Genomic DNA, 18,411 nt, shown 5'->3' on the forward strand with positions numbered 1-18,411 from the left:
GGACGGCCCTGGCCTCTTCGACGATCTCGGGGACGACCTGCGTGAGAGCGGCGAGCGTGGCGTCGTCGTCCTGCGCGAAGGCGGGGGTGCCGGTCACGTTCGCGCTGCTGAGCGCCAGGGCGGTCGCCAACGCGACGACGAGTGCCCGAGCGGGAATGCGCATGAGTGTCCTTCCGCGTGCGGTGGGGGGCAGTGCACAAACGCCCCAAACGTAAAGATCGTCGGCGGACATCTGGGTGATCTTGGATTGATGATCAGTAAACGTTTCCCGTCTTCTGGACTTCGTCCTCGCGTCCCGGCACGACAGCCCCGTCGACAGCCCCGTCGGCAGCCCCCTCGACGCTCTCCGACGACGCGGGCCGCCGATTCGGCGTGCCGGGCGCCGCGAACCCCTGCCGGCCCCGGTGACGCTTGGTAACATCGGCGCTGATGAGAAGGAGGTCGCCGTGACCCCCACAATGATCATCCCGGTGCTGGTCACGACCGATCTGCCGCCGGATGCGGATCTGGCGACGTTCGGCCGGCAGGTCGCCGACGCGGTCGCGGTGCTGCCCGCCCCCGGCGGCGCGTCGTTCGCCGGGCGGCTGGAAGGCAGTGTGTTCTGGCTGGACGCCCCGCTGGTCGCTCCGGCCGAGCCCGGATCACCGGTGCCGGTGGTCGAGGAGCTGCGCTTCGCCGCAGTGCTGGGGATGCTGGAGGTGGACGCGCCGGAACCGGTGGCCAGGCAGGTCCTCGCCGCCGCCCGCGCGGTGGTCGCCGCCGCGGTCACCGCCGCCTACGGCGATCTGGGCAGCCCGCCGGCGGTCCTGGCGATCCGCGCCGAGGACGTGCGTGAGCGCACGCCGAAGACGGCGCTGCCGGCCGTGACCACGCAGACGATGCAGCCGGCCTGACGCGCCGGCCCGCCCGGAGTCCGCTCCCGTCGTCGCCGTCGCGGCGGCCGGCACCGCCTCACCCGCTGGCCGTTCCGCTGGGACCTCTCGGGAGCTTCCCGGCCGACGAGACCGGACGGTCCCGCCGGTCGGGCCCATGGCCGCGCAACCGATTTGACCCTCACGTAACGGGAGGCCGCACTCTGGAGCGCGTAAGGGAGAAGGGGGACGGTCATGGGTTACTCGGTCGGACAGGTGTCCCGGCTCGCCGGGGTGACGGTCCGCACGCTGCACCACTACGACGAGATCGGGCTGCTGTCACCCGGGCAGCGGACGGCGTCGGGCTACCGCCGCTACACCGACTCCGACCTGGAACGGCTGCAGCACGTGCTGTTCTACCGGGAACTCGGATTCCCCCTCGAAGAGATCGCGGTCATCCTCGACGACCCGGGCACCGACACGCTGACGCACCTCAGACGCCAGCACGAGCTGCTCAGCCGGCGCATCGACCGGTTACAGGAGATGGCCGCGGCCGTTGAACGCGCCATGGAGGCGAACACTATGGGAATTTCACTGACGCCGGAGGAGCGCTTCGAGATCTTCGGCGACTTCCGTCCGGAGGAGCACGAGGCGGAGGCCGAGGAACGCTGGGGCGGCACCGAGGCGTTCGAGCAGTCGCGGCGGCGCACGGCGAAGATGACCAAGGACGACTGGAAGCGGTTCACGGACGAGGCGGCCCGGACGACCGAGGCTTTCGCCAGGGCGTTCACCGGAGGGCTGCCCGCCGACAGCGAGGTCGCCATGGACCTGGCCGAGGAACACCGGGCGCATCTCACTCGGTGGTGCTATGACTGCACCTACGAGATCCACCGCGGATTGGGCGACATGTACGTGGCCGACCCGCGCTTCGCGGCCAACTACGAGCCGCTCGCACCCGGTCTGACGCAGTACATCCGCGACGCGATCCACGCCAACGCCGGCCGCGCCGGGGCGTGACGCCGGGAAGATCCGCCCGGCGGCGACCGTTCCGTGACCGGCTGTCCCGTCGTCCGCGCGGTCCGGATCCCGGGCCCTTCCTCCTGGGAAGGGCCCGCTTCCGTCTCCGTTCAGCCGCCGGTGAGCCGTCGCAGGAGGGAGCGCAGTCCGCCGTGCGCTGCGGGACCGGGCTTCTCCCCGGGGGCCGGAACGTCCTGGACGGGATGGCGGGCCCGCCAGTCCCCGACGACCTCTTCGACGTCGAAGAGCGGCTGGACCACCGGCGGGCCGGACAGGGGCTTGCCGTAGCTCTCGCGGATCTCGGCGTTGATCCTCTCGATGATCCCGCGGGCCTCGGCCTCCGTCCGCGCGCCCACCGCCTCCGTCCGGGCCTCTTCGGCCGCCTTGCGCAGTGCGAGCGTTCCGGGCAGCGGGAACGACAGGTTCTCCGCCCGCATCTTCTGCTTGATCCACCACATCTCGTCGTCCGGCCTGCCCTCGCCGGGGATGGGCTTGCCGGTTCCGGGGAGGTCGTCGAACTCCCCGCGCTCGGTGGCCTCGCGGATCTGCCGGTCGATCCAGGTCTCGAAGTTCATCCCGAGCGGTTTGCGCTCCGTCAAGGGCCCACCTCCCGCCGCACGACCGGCCGTCACTTCCGAGGATAACCAGCGGGGGAAGGTGTCTGAAAAGTCATGATCGAAATGCACCGAGGCGGTGCAGGAGCAGCATGCGCATCGCGACGTAGATGACGCTCTCCGACATCGTGATCAGATACTCGTAGTCGCGCGGCAGATAGCCTTGATCGGCTCATAGATGCATCAAGCAGGCAAAGCGCTCGATCGTGCGGACCGGCAGCACCACCGCCCCTTCCGCTACAACAGGGCCCCGTACTCCCGTGCACTACCGTCGATCTTTGTCCGTACTCGTGTGCACAACGGTGAGGTCGGCATGGTCGACGGCGTGGCGGAACTGGGTGTGCTGACGGCTTCGGCGGAAGAGTGGATGGTCGCCGTCCGCCGGGTCGAAGTGATCGGCGCGGTTGGCTCTGGTGGCGGCCGCCGCGGCTCGGCAGGGCGCGGACGCCGCGAAGACCGACGGGAAGACCGCTGCTTTCGCAGGCGGGAGCCGGATGTCGCTTGCGGACCGTGGGAGCCGGCGGTCGGCACGCGTGTGCCATCCTGGTCTGCAGAACTGGGGGCTGTTATGCCGGGGCGGTGCGCAGCATCGCGGCGACGGCCGCCGCGTGATCGCGGTCAGCCATGACCTGATCCCCGTAGACCAGGGCGAAGTGGGTGTTGTAGGCGGCTCTCCTGGCATCGGGAGACAGGGCATGGCGCACCGCCACCGCCGCCTGCCAGCGAGGCCGTACCGCCTCCCGCTCCTCCTGACCCGGGCGGTGATGCCACCTGCAGCTCGGGCAGGCCGGCATGCCGGTCGCGGGATCGATGGAGAAGATCTTGCGCCTTTCGCCCGCAGGGCGGCGCGGATCGGCGGACGGGTTCGTCATCCACTGGCCGGTGGCGCTGTCGATCGGATGGCCGGTCAGCTCCGACTCGTAGCTGCGGATGAGCGCGGCGAGCGGGGAGTCATAGCCGGCCGGAGGCGTCTCGCCCCGCTCGGCCGAAGCGAGCGCCTCGGTGAGCACCGGGTGGCCGGCCACGCCGGCCAGCCCGCACTGGCGGTGGGCCTCGGCGATCGCGGCCCGCCGCTGGAGGTCAGGGGAGGCCCCGTCGATGGCCTCGGCGAGATTGCGGTCGATGGCCCGCAGGGCGTGCCGGGCGAGCGGGTCGCCTTTCGGGGGATCACTCGGAACCGGATCGGTGATGACCCCGCCCAGCAGCGGCCCGTCCAGCAGCGCGGGGGTGAACAGCACTCCGCAGATACGGCTGGCCAGGGCGAGGGCGGCGGGAATGGAGTCGGACAGGTACTGAAACTCCTCGTCCGGCTCGGGCTCCAGGCCCAGCTCGCGCATGTCCTCATTGAGCGCGTCGGGGTGGCTGCCCCAGCGCTCCTGCGGTGTCTGCGGGCGAAAGGCCGTACGGATCCGGCCGTCGACGGCATGTTCGAAGTCATGCGAGGCGGCGTAGTTGTGGCGCATGACGGAGACGGCTTCACCGCCGTTGCGGGTCAGCTCGCGCAGGGTCTCGGGCCGGGTCCCCTCCCAGCCGTCGTACTCGAAAGCGATCGTCCAATCGCCGGACCGGGTCACCAGCACCCTGTCGCAGCGGCCCTCGGTCTCCTCGATGCGCTCCACGACCTCTCCGTCGTCTGCCGGGTGGATGTTGTCGTCGACCACGCCGAACCGCCGGAGCGTCTCGCGCTCGTCCAGATCGCGAACGAAGGTGACGGTGTAGATCTCCATCTGCCAGTCGTTCTCCCACGCGTAATCTGCGGACGTGATCTTGCGCATCGGTCCCCTCGTTCCTTCCCTGTCATGATCGCGGTGAGTATGGCAGGCGGATCCGACATCCCCGACGGTAGAAAGGATCGGCTTGTCGCACGTCCGGCCCAGGAGTTCCAGCTCAGATCCGGGACGACGAACGAACTGCAGATAGCGTCCGGCAGGAGGTCGCTCACCGGACACTCCCGATCGTCGTGTGCACAACGGTGAGGTCGGCATGGTCGGCGGCGTGGCGGAGCTGGGTGTGCTGACGGCTTCGGCGCAGGAGTGGGCGGTGGCTGTCCGGCGGGCCGAGGTGATCGGCCGGTTGGCGCGGGGACCGCAGGTTCGGGTCGTGGAAGCGGATGAGGCAGCGGCGGACGGTATCGGCGGTCTACAAGGAGCCCCCTGCCGGGCCAAAGGCGGCACCGCTCAACTCGGGGCCACGCTGCCCGGACAGGCCGGCCCGTTCGGCGTCCGCCCCCCCGCGCCCCCGATCCGGTACCACGGCCACATCCTCCACCTCGTGAGGGTTGGAGTGCGGGGCGAAGGGCCCGCTGAACGGCACCGCCGGGATGTCGAAGGTCCACCAGGCCGAACCGTCTCAGCGGCGAAGGTGGCCGGGCCTGTACCCTCCGCCCCTGCTGTTGTGCACGATCCAGACCGTCCCGTCGGGGGAGACGGCCACCCCGATCGGGTCGATGTAGGTGTCAACCTTGTCGAGCGCGAGCCCCCGCCACGTCGGCGCCCTCCCCGGGACACGGAAATCGTCGGCACGCCCCGGCGGACTGGCCTGATCGACGCCCTCACCGGTGCCAGGGTCCGGGTCTTCGCCGAGTGGGGATATCAGGGCGCGGGCGGCACGATCCGCACGCCGTTCAAGCTCCACCGTCACCGGCCGCGCCTGTCGCGCCACCAGAAGTCCGTCAACCGCTCCCACGTCCGCATCCGGGCAATCGGGGAACGCGCCGCCGCGACTCTGAATGCCTGGAAGGTACTGGTCCGGCTGCGCTGCTGCCCGCGCCGCGCCGGCGCGATCGTCTAGGCCATCGTCGTCCTGCAGATCATCGAAGAGGACCGCTACTCAGGATGAAAAACGCTCACTCTATTGGCGCCCTGCACGAGGGCCAGCGTGTCTTCGTCTCTTTGCGCCTGCCCGAATCGGTGCGCGTGGATGCCGCCGGCATCCACGACGAGATCGTGCCGTTCGTCGTCATGCTCAACAGCCACGACGGCCGCAGCCCCGCCCGCGTCCTCATCACCCCCTGGCGGCCGGTGTGCGCCAACACCGAGCGCTTCGCCGTCCGCGACGCCTACACCCGCTGGAGCGTCCGGCACGCCGCCGGAGCACTGGACCGCCTGGGCGAGGCCCGCCGCACCCTCGGCCTGACCACGGTCTACTGCCGGCAGGGGGCGGCCGAAGAGACCACTCTGGCCCGCACCGACATCCTCATCGACGACATGCGCGCCCTGATCGACGAGCTGTGGCCGATCGAGCAGGATGCCACCGCGCACAAGCGGCTGATGCTGCTGGCTCGCCGCTGACCTGCTACCGGGGCGGCCCGAGCAGAGAATCGGGCCGCCCCGCCGTACCGGACGGGGAGCAAGAGCCGGGGCGCGGCATTTGAGGAGATCGAGACGGTTGCGCCTGAGTTGAGGAACGGATTCTGGCCCCTGACGAAGTCCGCTGGACCCACCGGGATGAAGCGGATTCATGTCCGGTGAGAACTGGCCCCACCCCGGGGTGCCTGGTTTGAAGCATGAGTTTGGTACCGGCCTCAGCGCGGTCTGGTGCCAGGCCCGGAGCTCCAGTCGCCTTGATCAAGAGCGACGTTCGATACCACGCGGCCGATGAACCCGACTGCCTCAGCCTGCCAGTCGGGCCAGGGCCAGCGCGTGTGCCTGGTCGAGGGATCCCGCGGCAGCGCACGGGACGTCCGGCTGCACACCGGTGCCCTCCCAGTTCGTGCCGGAGACGGGGTTGATGGCGCGGCCGGTGGGGACGGTGACTTCCAGATGGGGGTGCACCGTCCAGCCCTTGCACGGGTGCGCGCCGCCGCGGGTGGGCTCGCCGACGACAACGGCGCGGCCGAGCTGCTGCAGGTCGTAGGCCAGTTCCTCAGCGGCGGAGAACGTGCTGTCACCGGACAACACGTACAACGGTTTGCTGCCGCCGAAACGCGCGCCGGGAACGTACGGCAGGCTCCAGGACTGCTCGCTGCGCTCGCCTCTGCGCCAGTGCATGGTGTTGAGGTGGGTGCGCTCGTCCAGGAGGTAACTGCAGACGAAGGCGACGGCGTCCGGGTCGCCGCCCCGGTTGTTGCGAAGGTCCACGATCAGCGCCCGGGCGCGGGAGGCCAAGGTGAGCGCGGCGCTCAGCGGTTCGGCGGCCCACTCCAGCGGGAACAGCATCGGCGCCAGCTCCACCACAGCGACTCCTCCGTCGAGCAGTTCCACCCGGGGCGCACCGCCCAGTGAGGTGTCGAAGTCTCGGCGGATGGACTCCAGGGTTGCTGCGCCCTGCTGGGGGGACACCGAGTCGGCGTGGTGCTTGAGTCTCAGGTGTTTGTCGTCGTTGACGGACTGCAGGTCCGCGGTGACCAGACGGGCGAGTTCCTCGGCCCCGCCGACGTCATAGGCACCCTCGGCAAGGCGTCGTTTCAGCAGGCCGGCGAGCTGCTCGGCTATCTCAGGGAAAACGTAGTGCTCAGTCAGCAGTCGGGCTGTCTCGTCGATGACAGGGGCAGGCTGAAGATTCGTCAGAGTCGTCATGGCAGGGAGTAGAGCACTGCCCTTATGAAAACGTCAAAGACGCTTAGACGCCTTCGGTATGCGTGATCAGCCTTCCCACTTGCCGCCTCCTGAGGATGTTCTGGAGATCGGGGCGCCCGGGCAGTTCGCGACGCTCGCCCACCCGTTGCGTCAGCGGTTGCTCTTCACTCCCGGGTCACCGGCGGCACAGCCCGACCACTCCGAAAGCCCGCCCCCACCGCACCGGCCTCGGGAACGACGGACGCTGGGGTGGGGCCAAGTCTCACCGGTGATCAAGCCTTGATCGCCGCTGATGGACGGAGCCACAAACCGCCAGTAGGTGGGGCCAGGAGTAGCTGGTGATCATGCGCCCGGTGTCCCTGAGCGGCCTCAACGTCGAGGCGCAGCTTCATCGTTGAGTGCGCGGTCAGGTAGAGCAGCCGCAGCTACCCTATTCCCGGGGCGGGCACCTGGTGGATGATGATCTCCCGCTACGTGGACCGAGTCCGGGAGTCAGTGCTTCGCCGTTGGCCACAACCGCACCGTGCCGTCGCCGCCGACGGCGATGGTTTTGCCGTCCGGGCTGAAGGCTAGCGATTCAACGGTGTCGATGCGCCCGGTGAGAACGATGGACTCGGCCACCAGTTCGGGGGTGGGGGCGGGGGTGAAGCGGGGGAAATCGACGGACACGGGCGCCGGATTGGGGGCCGAGCTGGGAAGGAGAGCGATCACGGTCGGCACGCCGACCGCGGCCGGGGCTCCAAGTCCGCCCAGGAGAAGCGTACGGCGGGACACGGATCGGCGTTGCCGCGGATGGATCTCAGTCACACCCCTGGATGTAGAAGATCGGGCTCGGGACTGGCTTGGAGGTGGATGTCATCGCTGGTAGCCCCATGAACGGCGATGTACGGGCCTCAACCGGGCCCCGAGTTCACACCGAAGGGGTTGTCGATGGTGTGCGCCCGGTGTCCACGCTCAGGGCAGGAACCCTCTCGGAGATTGACCCGCAGGGAGAACCTCCAACGCAGAGCACAGGAAGATCCACCGGATGGCTGCACCCGGGCGGCATCGGCAACAGTGATCCAGTCCTGAACCCGCTCCCGGTCCACCCCCACCATGTCCGCCAGGATCGCCATGGCGTCCACCGCCGGCAGCGACTCCCCCACCGGGCGAAACACATCGCCGTAAAACGCCATTGCCACATCGCCGCCGGCGAGCTGCGGGCCACCGGCCCGCCGCCACCCACAGCAAAGCCGCGAGAGGCCCTGCCAGGGCGTACGGGCCGAATGAGCGATGATGTGACATGGGAACACGGCCGCGATCGCGTCAGTGACCTGACCTGAAGCGGACAACGGAACGATCCTGACGTCCGGCAGGCAATGAAGTTACTGTCAGATATAGGATTCTTTGTCACCTTTTCTGCAAAATGCCCAGATCGGCATCCACGTCATGGAGGACCCCAGGCACACCTCCGATGCATAGCGGTCGAATAAGGCATCAAGTGCTTTGTCGCGTTCTTCTGGTGATCGCAACACCAGCCCATTAAGGCGGAAACGCCGCCGGTCACGACTCTCCGGCTCGACATGAACCCCAAGATCAGCCAGCAGCTCGCGCAGACAATCGGAAGCACACTCGAGTCGGAAGCACACTCGAGGGCGCCGACGCATGCCAGGAGTTCGGCGAATACGGTCAGGCGGAGGTGAACTCGGTGAAACTGGACTTCTTGCATCGACATAGCCTGGTCACGAAGCACTCGGCCAGGGCGGCGCGATCCGGCACCGGGCCCTGCAGGCGAAATTCCGGAGCCAGCGCGAAGGACAGGATGCCATACAGTCAGGGCCCTGTCCGAGGACCGACGCCGCGGCATCGTCCGCAAGGCCAAGGAACGGCCTGGAGGCGGCCCGCCGCGTCCGGGGCGGCCACCGCCTCGTGGTCGCTGGCGGCAAACGCGGCTATCCTCGCCCGCCGCCAGCGCGGGGAATCCATCCGCACCATCGTCACCGGCGTCAAGGCCTCCACCGGCGCCGTCCACGAGACCCTCGCAGATGCCAGGGATTTGTAGGCGACCCTCGGCAACCAGGCTCAGTACATCCAGGAGACCGCCGACTGCGTCGTGAGCCGACTGCGGGTCGGGCCGGTCGCTACCGGGGTTCGCCGCCGGGGCGGCCGGCCCTTACCGCAGGTCGCCCTGTAGGCCGGGATGCAGCCCATGGCTGATGCCCACGTGCTCGGGAACCCGTTTCTGCAGTCCGACGAAGGTGGCTGCCTCCTCGGCGGACAGCCCGCCGGGCATCTCCGCCTCGAACTCGGTCACCACGGCATCCGCCTCGGCGTGCAGCTCACGGCCGGCGGGCAGCAGGTGCACGGCGTGCGCGCGCCGGTCGACCGGATGCCTCCGGCGCTCGATCAGGCCGCGCTGCTCCAGCTCGTCGACGAGGCCGACCATGACGTTGCGATGCACGTTCAGCGGCTCGGCGAGCTGGTGCTGGCTGCGTCCGTCCCGCTCGATGAGCAGGCTCAGCATCACGATCCTGGCGCGCTGGATCCAGTCGGCCGGAGCATGGCGGGCTCCAGCGAGCTTGCGGATCTGGCCTTCTCACGCTTGATTCGCCGCCCGGCGATGTCGAGCCCCGAGCCGTAACATTTGTGCAGGCCGGCGACGCCGTCGCCAGCCTGGCGCCCGACTTATCCGAGTCCTGAGAGGTTCAGAGTCTCTTCTGGGCGTACACATATATGGCATCGCCCAGGAAGTCAACCATATCGGGATGGTAGGAATTATGGAATTCCTTCATGGCGGAGTCTTCCGAATAAAAGATCGCCATACCGATATAGGCATTCTTGGTCGGGGTGTAGAAACGGCAGGCTATCTCGAAGTGCCTGTCAATGAACAGCTGGATGTGGTCATCCGCCGGTTGTGCCCCATCCAGGCAGCTCGCCATCTCGCTGTAGAGATCATGCCAATCCTTGTGGACCTGATCTTTGTCGACATGGGCCCAGCCGCCGGTAGCCGACAGGCTCCGATCCTGCTCCTCGGCCAGGAATTTCCGGCAGAGATCCGCGTACTGTTCATCCATGTTCTTGATGCCTGTCAATTTATTCGCGCCTTTCCGGCGAAAACGTCCCTGGAGTGGTTGCCTGGATAGGCAACCATGATCGACCGCTGGGCATGACGAACCATGGCATGCCGGAACCAGGTTGGCAAACGATTTACCAGCGCGAGCTGGGTGAACACCAGGCAGCCCCGGGCGCCTCCTGAAGGGTGGATCTCCTGCGCGAGCCGGCTGACGGACAGGCCCGCGCTGACAGAGGGGTCCACCACCACTGGCGGCAGCCGTGATGTGCATGCTGCTCCTGCACCGCCTCGGCGCATTTCGATCATGACTTTTCAGACACCCTCTACGGCGCGCGGCGCCGCCCACCCTCCCGGCCGGGACCGCACCGGCCTGCCCTTAGGCTGGAGAGCCGTTCCCCGAGGTCGTTGAGAAAGGGTGGCTTCCCCGTGCCCACCGCACTGCGTCTATTCCGTTATGTGGCGATCGCCGAGGCGTTCTCGTGGGCGGGGTTGCTCGTCGGCATGTACTTCAAGTACATCGCCGCCACCGGTGAGCTCGGCGTGAAGATCTTCGGTCCGATCCACGGCGCGCTGTTCGTGCTGTACGTCGCGGGGGCGTTCGCCGCCGCCCGCGTGGCCCGCTGGAGCCTGGGCACCGTGGTGCTCGGCCTGGCGTGCGCCATCCCCCCGTTCACCTCGCTGTGGTTCGAGCGGCGCGTGATCGCCCGCTTCCGCGCGTCCACCGCCGGGAGCGCCGCCGAATCCGTCGCCGCGTAGACGCGGTCGGGCAGGCGGGCCGGGTGGACGCATGAGCCTGCGGGCGTGCGGGCCGCAGGTCCCGGCCGGGTGCGGCGCAGGTCGGCTCCGCCGGGGCCGGTCCATGCCCGCGGGCGGCGCCCCCACCGCGCCCGCGGGCCGCACCACCGTCCCGTGCCCGCGCGCCGCACCGCCTCCGGCGGCCGCGGGCCCGCGCGGGGGATCTCGGGAGGGTCAGCTGAAAGCGTCCTTGATCTTCTTCCCGGCGTCCTTGACCTTCTCGCCCGCCTGCTTGAGGTTGCCCTCGGTCTGGTCGGCCCGGCCCTCGGCCTGCAGGTCCCGGTCGTCGGTGAGGTCTCCCACGTTCTCCTTGGCCCGGCCCTTGAGCTCCTCGGCCTTGTTCGCGATCTTGTCGTCGGTCCCCATGGTCGTCCTTTCGTCACGGCGCCCTTCGCCTGTCCGATCACCTATCCGGGGCACCCCGAGGTAAACACGGCCGCTCACGGGGTACGGGTCACAGGTCCAGGACGGCACGTGTCACGGCACGGCACCGGCCCGGATGGGTCAGCAGGTCGGCGGAGTCGGCGAACTGGTCGACCGAGCCGACCGGCGGCAGCGCCGCCACGGCCGGATCGGTGATCGAGGCCGTCAGCGCGTCGGCGAACCGCTGGGCGCCGATGACCTGGAAGGGCCGGGCGTGGTAGGAGCGCACGGAGGTCTCCAGCGGCCCGGTCAGACCCAGCCGGTTGTGCAGGGCCGCCACCCGCTCGTACGCGCGGCCCAGGTGCCGCTCCCGTTCCCGCCAGTCCGTGGCGGCCAGCGCCGCCGACAGCGAGTCGCCGAGCTCGGCGGAGCCGGACAGGCGGGCGAAGGCGCTGCCGAGCCATTTCGCGTAGGGCGGGTAGCGGCGGCGCATCAGCAGCACCAGCCGCATCACGTCGCGTACCAGCCGGGCGGTCACCACGGCCGACCCCGGGCCGTCGCCGACCTCTCCGCACCGCCCCGGGAACGCCTCCTCCTGGGCCAGGCGCCGCCATTGGGCGGCCAGGACGTGGCGCCACAGGTCGCCGGGGTACCAGCGCAGCGCGGCGCGCGCCCGTTCCAGCACACCCAGCCCGTCGTGGAAGACCTCTCCGCTGGTGACCTCGGTCAGCCGCTGCCAGGGGACCGACAACCAGTCCAGGGCGGTGAGCCCGTACGGCTCGCGGCACGGATCGAAGCCGAGCCGCCCGGCGAACCACCGCCCCGGCCCGGCGACCTCGACCCCGTGCCGTCCGCCGAAGACGGTCGGGTAACCGCCGAAGGACGCGGGGAGACGCGCCGCGACCACCCGCCGCACCTCCTCGGCCGCCTCGGCGTCGACGAACAACACCACCCTGGGCCCCCAGTCATGGTCGGTGGAGCGCTCGGTGTCGAACGCCAGGACCTCCGACCCCGCGCCGATCAGTGCGGCGCTGTGCGGCACATCGGTGACCACGGGTCGCACGACCTCGGTGTAGAAGTCACGCGACAGCTCCAAACCAGGCACGAAACTGGACATCATTCCGCCCACTCTGCCTGGCGCCCCTCTCCCGCGCACCCGGTTTTCCCCGCGCCCGCCCTCCCCCACCCGGACGCGACGGGCAGCGGGCGGCGGGCGCATCACGCATCTCGGCCACGACGACGAGAGCCGCGGCGACCACGATCCGCCGGAGGCCGGCATCGCCGCCGGATGAGACACAACTACGACCCGGTTGCCGGCGTCTAAAGTGCCGTGGATGGATTGACTGCGGACAGCCCACAGCGTATCGGCGCCTACTGGCTGGCCCGGCGGATCGGCGAGGGCGGCCAGGGCGTCGTCTACGAGGCGTACGACGCCGACGGGCGCAGGGTCGCGCTCAAGGTGCTGCACTGGGCCGGAGACCGGGGCAGCAGAACGCGCTTCTCGCGGGAGGCCGCCGCGTCCCGGCGCGTCGCGTCCTTCTGCACCGCCAAGGTCCTGGACGTCGAACTGGACGTCGACCGGCCGTACATCGTCAGCGAGTACGTGCCGGGACCGAACCTCCGCGGAGCGGTCACCGAGGGGCACCGGTTCGGCGGGGACGACCTCCACCGGCTCGCCACCGCGATCGCCACCGCGCTGACCGCGATCCACGACGCGGGAGTGATCCACCGCGACCTCAAACCCGACAACGTGCTGCTGAGCCCCGACGGGCCACGCGTGATCGACTTCGGGATCGCCAGGACGCTGGAGATGTCACTGACCAGGACCGGTGAGGTCTCCGGGACGCCTGGCTACATGGCTCCGGAGATCTTCACCGGTCAGCGGGCGACCTCCGCGGTGGACGTCTTCGCCTGGGGCGCCGTCATGGTGTTCGCGGCGACGGGGGCGGACCCGTTCCCCGGTGACAACGTGGGCGGCGTCATGCACAAGGTGCTGTCGACGCAGCCGGATCTCAGCGCGCTGCCGCCGCGGCTCGCCTCGCTCGTGGAGGCCGCGCTGCGCAAGGACCCCGCCGACCGGCCCGCCGCCCGCGACCTGCTGCTGGCGCTGGTCAGCGCCAACGCCTCGGACACGTCCGGCCTGCTGGCGGCCGGCAGCCGTACGGCCCGGACGGTGCAGGTGACCGCCGCCGCCGATCCGGAGCTGGGCCTCCTCGCCGAGGACGCCTACGCGACGCTGACACCGGAGGAGCGGGAGCTGGCCGCGGACCTGTTCCTCCGGCTCGTCACCCTGGACGACGACGGGCAGGAGATCGGCCGCAGGGCGCCCTTCGACGAGCTGCTGGACGGGCGGCCCGAGCGGGAGACGGCCACCGTGCGGCGGATCCTGCAGGCGTTCTCCTATCTCGTCGCCGTGGACGGCGGGTCGGTCGCGCTGTCACGGCCCGCGCTGCTGCGCGCCTGGCCCAGGCTGCGGTCGTGGGTCGACGCCGACCGGCAGGGCTTGAGCATCTTGGCGCAGGTCACCACGGCGGCCCGGCACTGGGCCGATCACGGCCGCAGGGACGGCGACCTCCTGCCGGGCAGCCGCCTGGAGCGGGCGCTGGACTGGGCCGCGACCGGCCGCCGGCACATCACGCTGACGCCGACGGAACGGGAATTCCTGCAGGCGGGAGCCGGGCTGGCGAAGCGGCGCTCCCGGCGCAGGCAGCTGACCAGCGTCACGCTGGCGGGCCTGCTGGTGCTCGCGCTGGGCGCCGGTGGCCTCGCGTTCGTGCAGAGCAAGCGGGCCGACGAGCAGCGCGACGCCGCCGTCGCCCGGAAGGTCGCGCTGGAGGCCGACACCCTGCGCAGCACCGAGCCGCGCACGGCGATGCTGCTCAACGTGGCCGCCTGGCGGATCAGCGCGGACGTCGACACCCGCGCCGGCCTGACCGACGCCCTCCACCAGCGGGAGATCGCCGCCCTCCCCGAGCCCGGGGGGACGTCCACGCTCAGCCACGACGGCAGGACGCTCGCCACCGTCGACCCCGAAGGGGTGAGCCTGTTCGACGTGCCCACCGGGAAGAGGACCGGCGGCTGGCGGGACCCGTACTTCGACAGGCTGCTCGTCCACGGCGCCGCGCTCAACTCCGAGGGCCGGTTGCTGGCCGTCGAGAGCGACACCGGCGTCACCGTCTGGGATGTGCGCACCGGCGAGAAGCGGGCCGAGCTGCGTTCTGCCGACTTCTACGGGGCGCCGCGCATCCGTTTCACCGACCACGCGACCACCCTGGCGGTCTTCGGCGGCGCGGGTGGCTCCGGGTATTTCTGGGACGTGGCGGGCGACCGTACCTGGGGCGCGTACGCTCCCCGGACGTCGCTGCCCTTCCCGCTGGCCGTGGCGTCGACCGGTGAGCTGGCGGCGAGGGTGGAGGCGTCCGGGAGACTCACGGTCTGGCGGCTGCCGGACCGGGTCGTCGACCCCCGGCTGTCGCGCGCCTGTCCCGGATCGGGCCGCAAGGCGATCGCGTTCAGCCCCGACGGGCGGACACTGGCCTGCGCGGGCAGCGAGATCCGCCTGGTCGACGTGGCGACCGGCGAGGTGCGCGCGCCCCGGGGCGCAGGCGCCTCCTGGCCGTGGCAGCGGACCGGGACCGGAGAGGTGCGCCCGGCCGCCTCCGGCGGCCTCCGGTTCAGCGCCGACGGCCGGCTGATCGCCGGATTCTCCGACCGCACGGTCCGCGTGTGGCAGGTGGCCGACCAGCGGGAGATCCTCAGCTACCAGACGGACACCGAGATCGCCGACGCACGCTTCGACGGAGATGTCCTGCGGGTGCACGCCGACGGCGTCATCACCCTGACCGTCGCCTCGCCGATCCGCACGCACCGGATCGCCGGGGACACCGGGCGGGCGGTGCTCAGCCCCGACGGCCGCTGGATGGCCCTGAAGCCGGACGAGGGCCCCGTCGCCCTGTGGGACGTCCGCGCCGGGCGGCAGGCCGGTGCGCTTCCGGCGGGCCGCTTCCCGGTCGGCGTGATGGCCTTCGACCCGCGCGGCACGATGCTGGTGACGGGCATGGAGGGCGACCGGCTCCAGGCGTGGGACCCCGTGACACGCGAGGAGCTGTGGCGGGCGCCGCTGCCCGCGGACAAGGGGGTGGGCACCCCCGCGTTCACCGCCGACGGCCGGATCGTCGTCGTGCCGACGCCCGACTTCGGGGACGCCGGTTCCGGGTTCGTGCCCGCCAGGCCGCTGGTCCTCGACGCCCGCACCGGACGGCCGCTGGCCGAGAGCGTGCTCGACCCCGCGGGCAGGGTCCTCCTCGACGGGATGGACTACGTCGCGATCAGCTCACGTGGCCTCGTGGCCACCGACGCGGGCGACGGCCGGATCGGCCTGCTGGCGGACGGCTCCCGCAGGACGCTGCTGCGGGGGGTGCGGGACCGGCTGGACCTGCTGGCCTTCGACACCGGAGGAACCCTCCTCGCCAGCGCGGGCGAACACGGCAGCGTGCAGATCTGGGATCTCGGCACCAGACGCCGGGTGGGCGATGTGATCACCGTCTCCGACGGAGTCGACACCCTCGCCTTCGGGGCCGGCGGCACCGTGCTCTACGCCGGCGGCGCCGGGCGCCTCCACGAGATCCCGGTGGGAGGCGAGCAGATGGCGGCGCGGGTGTGCGCCCGCGCCGGGCGTACGCTCACCGCGCAGGAGTGGCGGAAGCATCTGCCCGGGGTGGCCTACCGGGAGGTGTGCCCGTCACACGCCGCCACCGGGGACTCCTGACCGCGGGCAGACCGGACGAGCCACCGGACGAGCCTGCGGGAGGCCGTCGGCGGGGCCCGGCGAGCCACCCGCAGACGGCCGCCTGCGGAGGTCTAGCCGGGGATGAGCGTCGCGGCGGCGACCGGGCGGATCCGCATGCCCAGCCGCTCGTAGACGCGGATCGCCCCGACGTTGTGGGTGTCGACCATCAGCGCGACCCGGCCGTGCTCGGCCGCCAGCTCACCGAAGACGAACCGGCACACCGCCTCCCCCAGTCCCCGGCCCCGCAGGGCGGGGGCGGTGGCCACCCCGGCGACGAAGCCGACCTGCGGCGCCGACCAGGCGTCGGCGGCCGTGGCCACGAGCGTCCCGGCGGCGTCGCGCAGCCCGGCCCAGCGGCGGATGCCGGGCAGCCCCGGGACCGCCCAGGCCGACGGCGACGCCTCGGCCAGCAACTTCGTCACCTCGTCGTCGGCTTCAGGGGCCAGCCAGCCCACCGGCCCGTCCAGACCCGCACGGTCCGGAACGGCCTCACCACGCGGGACGGCTTCACCGTTCCGGTCCCGAGGGGACGCGGTGGCCGTCCCGCGCGGAACGGCCACCGTCCCCGCCACCCCACCGGCCCCGGCGGTGTCCATCCACTCGAAGGCGCCCACGATCTCCGCGCCCGGCAGCCGCCGTACCACCTCGGCGACCAGCGGCCTCTCACCCAGCAGCCGGTAGGACGCCCCGAGCTCCGCGAGCTCCGGCAGCACCCGCCGTACCAGCTCGGCCACCTCGCCCGCGTTCCCGCGCACGGTCAGCCGGTCCCGGCGGTTCAGGCCGGGGCTGGCCACCGCCACCGCCCCGTCCAGCGCCCACGCCCGCACCCCGCCGCGCAGCCCCTGCGCGGCCCACAGGAGCATGGCGTCGTCACCGGCCGCGACCGCGACGTCGCGGACGTCCGTCAGCTCCACGGGCGGCTACAGGATCGCGCCGGGCGTGTACGCGGCGGCCTGCGGATACCGGCCGGTGATCTCGCCCACGCGCGCCACGACCGCCTCGACCTGCCCGGCCGCCGCGCCGGTGAAGGCGATCCGGTCGGCCAGCAGCGCCTCCAGGCCGTCCCGGTCCAGCGGGAAGCGCTCGTCGGCCGCCAGCCGGTCCAGCAGCTCGTTGCCGGCTCCGCGCTCGCGCATCGCCAGCGCCGACGCCACCGCGTGCTCCTTGATCACCTCGTGCGCGGTCTCCCGGCCCACCCCGGCCCGGACCGCGGCCATCAGCATCTTCGTGGTCGCCAGGAACGGCAGGTAGCGATCCAGCTCGGCGGCGATCACCGCGGGGAACGCGCCGAACTCGTCCAGGACCGTCAGCATCGTCTCCACCAGCCCGTCGAAGGCGAAGAACGCGTCCGGCAGCGCCACCCGGCGCACCACCGAGCACGACACGTCGCCCTCGTTCCACTGGTCCCCGGCCAGCTCGGCGCCCATCGACGCGTAGCCGCGCAGGATCACCGTCAGCCCGTTGACCCGCTCGCACGAGCGGGTGTTCATCTTGTGCGGCATCGCCGAGGAGCCGACCTGGCCCTCGGCGAAGCCCTCGGTGACCAGTTCGTGCCCGGCCATCAGCCGGATCGTCTTGGCCAGCGACGACGGCGCGGCAGACAGCTGCACCAGCGCGGTGAGCACCTCGTAGTCCAGCGAGCGCGGATAGACCTGCCCGACGCTGGTGAAGCGGCGGGCGAAGCCCAGGTGCGCGGCGACGCGGTCCTCCAGCTCGGCCAGCCTGTCCCGGTCGCCGCCCAGCAGGTCCAGCATGTCCTGGGCGGTGCCGACCGGCCCCTTGATCCCGCGCAGCGGGTAGCGGGCGATCAGCTCCTCCAGCCGGGCGAACGCCACCAGCAGCTCGTCGGCGGCCGAGGCGAAGCGCTTGCCCAGGGTCGTCGACTGCGCGGCCACGTTGTGCGAGCGGCCCGCCATCACGGTGCCCGCGTGCTCGGCGGCCAGCGCGGCCAGCCGGGCCAGCAGCGCCACGCACCGGTCGCGCACCAGCAGCAGGCTGTCGCGGATCTGCAGCTGCTCGACGTTCTCGGTCAGGTCCCGCGAGGTCATGCCCTTGTGCACGTGCTCGTGCCCGGCCAGGGCGTTGAACTCCTCGATGCGGGCCTTGACGTCGTGGCGGGTGACGCGCTCGCGCTCGGCGATGGAGGCCAGGTCCACCTGCTCCAGGACCTTCTCGTAGTCGGCCACCACACCCGCGGGGACCTCCACCCCCAACTCCGCCTGCGCGGCCAGCACGGCCAGCCACAGGCGCCGCTCGGCCACCACCTTGTACTCGGGGGACCACAGGCGGGCCAGCTCCGCCGAGGCGTAGCGGGCGGCCAGGACATTCGGGATGCGGGGCTTGGAAGTCACGTTGCCGCAGTCTATCGAGGCCCCCGCACCCGCCACGCCCGCCCCCTCCCCGGCCGCCCGCC

17 protein-coding genes and 1 pseudogene are annotated in these 18,411 nt (G+C 71.0%); 6 read left to right on the forward strand and 12 right to left on the reverse strand.

The window, feature by feature from the left end; genetic code table 11:
• Window positions 1–446 precede the first annotated feature (446 nt).
• Both IEZ08_RS34485 and IEZ08_RS34490 read left to right on the forward strand, forming a co-directional pair.
• Complete coding sequence (locus IEZ08_RS34485; RefSeq protein WP_141703999.1) at window positions 447–893, forward strand: hypothetical protein; 447 nt, start codon at window positions 447–449, stop codon at window positions 891–893.
• 213 nt (window positions 894–1,106) lie between these two features.
• A complete protein-coding gene (locus IEZ08_RS34490) occupies window positions 1,107–1,868 on the forward strand; it encodes a MerR family transcriptional regulator (RefSeq protein ID WP_189243854.1) in 762 nt (253 codons plus the stop codon).
• A 110-nt stretch (window positions 1,869–1,978) separates the two neighbouring features.
• On the opposite strand, the gene IEZ08_RS34495 is transcribed toward IEZ08_RS34490, so the two are convergent.
• Window positions 1,979–2,467, reverse strand: a complete 489-nt coding sequence (locus tag IEZ08_RS34495; protein ID WP_084780118.1) for a DnaJ family domain-containing protein — start codon at window positions 2,465–2,467, stop codon at window positions 1,979–1,981.
• A 581-nt stretch (window positions 2,468–3,048) separates the two neighbouring features.
• On the reverse strand, window positions 3,049–4,257 hold the full coding sequence (locus IEZ08_RS34500) for a DUF6461 domain-containing protein (RefSeq protein ID WP_068923692.1): 1,209 nt from the start codon (window positions 4,255–4,257) through the stop codon (window positions 3,049–3,051).
• 751 nt (window positions 4,258–5,008) lie between these two features.
• Here IEZ08_RS34500 and IEZ08_RS34505 point away from each other — a divergent pair.
• A pseudogene (locus IEZ08_RS34505) lies at window positions 5,009–5,272 on the forward strand (transposase family protein); the annotation flags it as partial.
• 44 nt (window positions 5,273–5,316) lie between these two features.
• Window positions 5,317–5,772 carry a DUF932 domain-containing protein gene (locus tag IEZ08_RS34510; protein WP_084780119.1) on the forward strand — a complete coding sequence of 152 codons (456 nt, stop codon included), beginning with the start codon at window positions 5,317–5,319 and terminating at the stop codon, window positions 5,770–5,772.
• Window positions 5,773–6,093: 321 nt separating this feature from the next.
• Here the strand turns inward: IEZ08_RS34510 and IEZ08_RS34515 are convergent, their stop codons facing one another.
• The 6 genes from IEZ08_RS34515 to IEZ08_RS34540 form a co-directional block, all read right to left on the reverse strand.
• Complete coding sequence (locus IEZ08_RS34515) at window positions 6,094–6,999, reverse strand: S41 family peptidase (protein ID WP_068923694.1); 906 nt, start codon at window positions 6,997–6,999, stop codon at window positions 6,094–6,096.
• Window positions 7,000–7,491: 492 nt separating this feature from the next.
• A complete protein-coding gene (locus tag IEZ08_RS34520) occupies window positions 7,492–7,668 on the reverse strand; it encodes a WD40 repeat domain-containing protein (RefSeq protein WP_176728503.1) in 177 nt (58 codons plus the stop codon).
• 224 nt (window positions 7,669–7,892) lie between these two features.
• The gene (locus tag IEZ08_RS34525; protein WP_141704003.1) at window positions 7,893–8,330 is read right to left on the reverse strand and encodes a hypothetical protein; all 438 of its coding nucleotides are present in this window, start codon (window positions 8,328–8,330) and stop codon (window positions 7,893–7,895) included.
• An 821-nt stretch (window positions 8,331–9,151) separates the two neighbouring features.
• Window positions 9,152–9,505: a MarR family winged helix-turn-helix transcriptional regulator gene (locus IEZ08_RS34530; RefSeq protein WP_342342457.1), complete on the reverse strand. Its 354-nt coding sequence runs from the start codon at window positions 9,503–9,505 to the stop codon at window positions 9,152–9,154.
• Between the two features lie 178 nt (window positions 9,506–9,683).
• On the reverse strand, window positions 9,684–10,070 hold the full coding sequence (locus IEZ08_RS34535) for a TipAS antibiotic-recognition domain-containing protein (RefSeq protein ID WP_203863628.1): 387 nt from the start codon (window positions 10,068–10,070) through the stop codon (window positions 9,684–9,686).
• Window positions 10,067–10,357 (reverse strand): hypothetical protein, encoded by a 291-nt coding sequence (locus tag IEZ08_RS34540; RefSeq protein ID WP_141704005.1) that lies wholly within the window; start codon window positions 10,355–10,357, stop codon window positions 10,067–10,069. The genes IEZ08_RS34535 and IEZ08_RS34540 overlap by 4 nt, the downstream gene beginning before the upstream one ends.
• A 120-nt stretch (window positions 10,358–10,477) precedes the next feature.
• Here IEZ08_RS34540 and IEZ08_RS34545 point away from each other — a divergent pair, with 120 nt between their 5' ends.
• A complete protein-coding gene (locus tag IEZ08_RS34545) occupies window positions 10,478–10,807 on the forward strand; it encodes a DUF3817 domain-containing protein (protein ID WP_068923699.1) in 330 nt (109 codons plus the stop codon).
• Between the two features lie 213 nt (window positions 10,808–11,020).
• Here IEZ08_RS34545 and IEZ08_RS34550 read toward each other — a convergent pair whose 3' ends face one another.
• Window positions 11,021–11,212: a CsbD family protein gene (locus IEZ08_RS34550; RefSeq protein ID WP_068923700.1), complete on the reverse strand. Its 192-nt coding sequence runs from the start codon at window positions 11,210–11,212 to the stop codon at window positions 11,021–11,023.
• An 88-nt stretch (window positions 11,213–11,300) separates the two neighbouring features.
• Window positions 11,301–12,314 (reverse strand): DUF4037 domain-containing protein, encoded by a 1,014-nt coding sequence (locus tag IEZ08_RS34555; protein WP_229803841.1) that lies wholly within the window; start codon window positions 12,312–12,314, stop codon window positions 11,301–11,303.
• Window positions 12,315–12,548: 234 nt separating this feature from the next.
• Between IEZ08_RS34555 and IEZ08_RS34560 the strand changes: the two genes are divergently transcribed.
• Window positions 12,549–15,977, forward strand: a complete 3,429-nt coding sequence (locus IEZ08_RS34560) for a protein kinase domain-containing protein (RefSeq protein WP_068923701.1) — start codon at window positions 12,549–12,551, stop codon at window positions 15,975–15,977.
• A gap of 92 nt (window positions 15,978–16,069) precedes the next feature.
• Here the strand turns inward: IEZ08_RS34560 and IEZ08_RS34565 are convergent, their stop codons facing one another.
• Both IEZ08_RS34565 and purB read right to left on the reverse strand, forming a co-directional pair.
• The gene (locus tag IEZ08_RS34565) at window positions 16,070–16,912 is read right to left on the reverse strand and encodes a GNAT family N-acetyltransferase (RefSeq protein ID WP_203863631.1); all 843 of its coding nucleotides are present in this window, start codon (window positions 16,910–16,912) and stop codon (window positions 16,070–16,072) included.
• Window positions 16,913–16,918: 6 nt separating this feature from the next.
• Entirely contained in the window at window positions 16,919–18,349 is a 1,431-nt protein-coding gene (gene purB / locus IEZ08_RS34570) for an adenylosuccinate lyase (RefSeq protein WP_068928827.1), read from the reverse strand.
• Window positions 18,350–18,411: the final 62 nt, after the last annotated feature.

Source organism: Planobispora rosea (genome assembly GCF_014648175.1).
GTDB lineage: Bacteria > Actinomycetota > Actinomycetes > Streptosporangiales > Streptosporangiaceae > Planobispora > Planobispora rosea.

Bases quoted from the DNA above. Each gene is read 5' to 3' on its own strand.
- IEZ08_RS34515 (WP_068923694.1), bottom strand. From the start codon at position 6,999: ATGACGACTCTGACGAATCTTCAGCCTGCCCCTGTCATCGACGAGACA.
- IEZ08_RS34490 (WP_189243854.1), top strand. From the start codon at position 1,107: ATGGGTTACTCGGTCGGACAGGTGTCCCGGCTCGCCGGGGTGACGGTC.
- IEZ08_RS34500 (WP_068923692.1), bottom strand. From the start codon at position 4,257: ATGCGCAAGATCACGTCCGCAGATTACGCGTGGGAGAACGACTGGCAG.
- IEZ08_RS34510 (WP_084780119.1), top strand. From the start codon at position 5,317: ATGAAAAACGCTCACTCTATTGGCGCCCTGCACGAGGGCCAGCGTGTC.
- IEZ08_RS34550 (WP_068923700.1), bottom strand. From the start codon at position 11,212: ATGGGGACCGACGACAAGATCGCGAACAAGGCCGAGGAGCTCAAGGGC.
- IEZ08_RS34540 (WP_141704005.1), bottom strand. From the start codon at position 10,357: ATGATCGAAATGCGCCGAGGCGGTGCAGGAGCAGCATGCACATCACGG.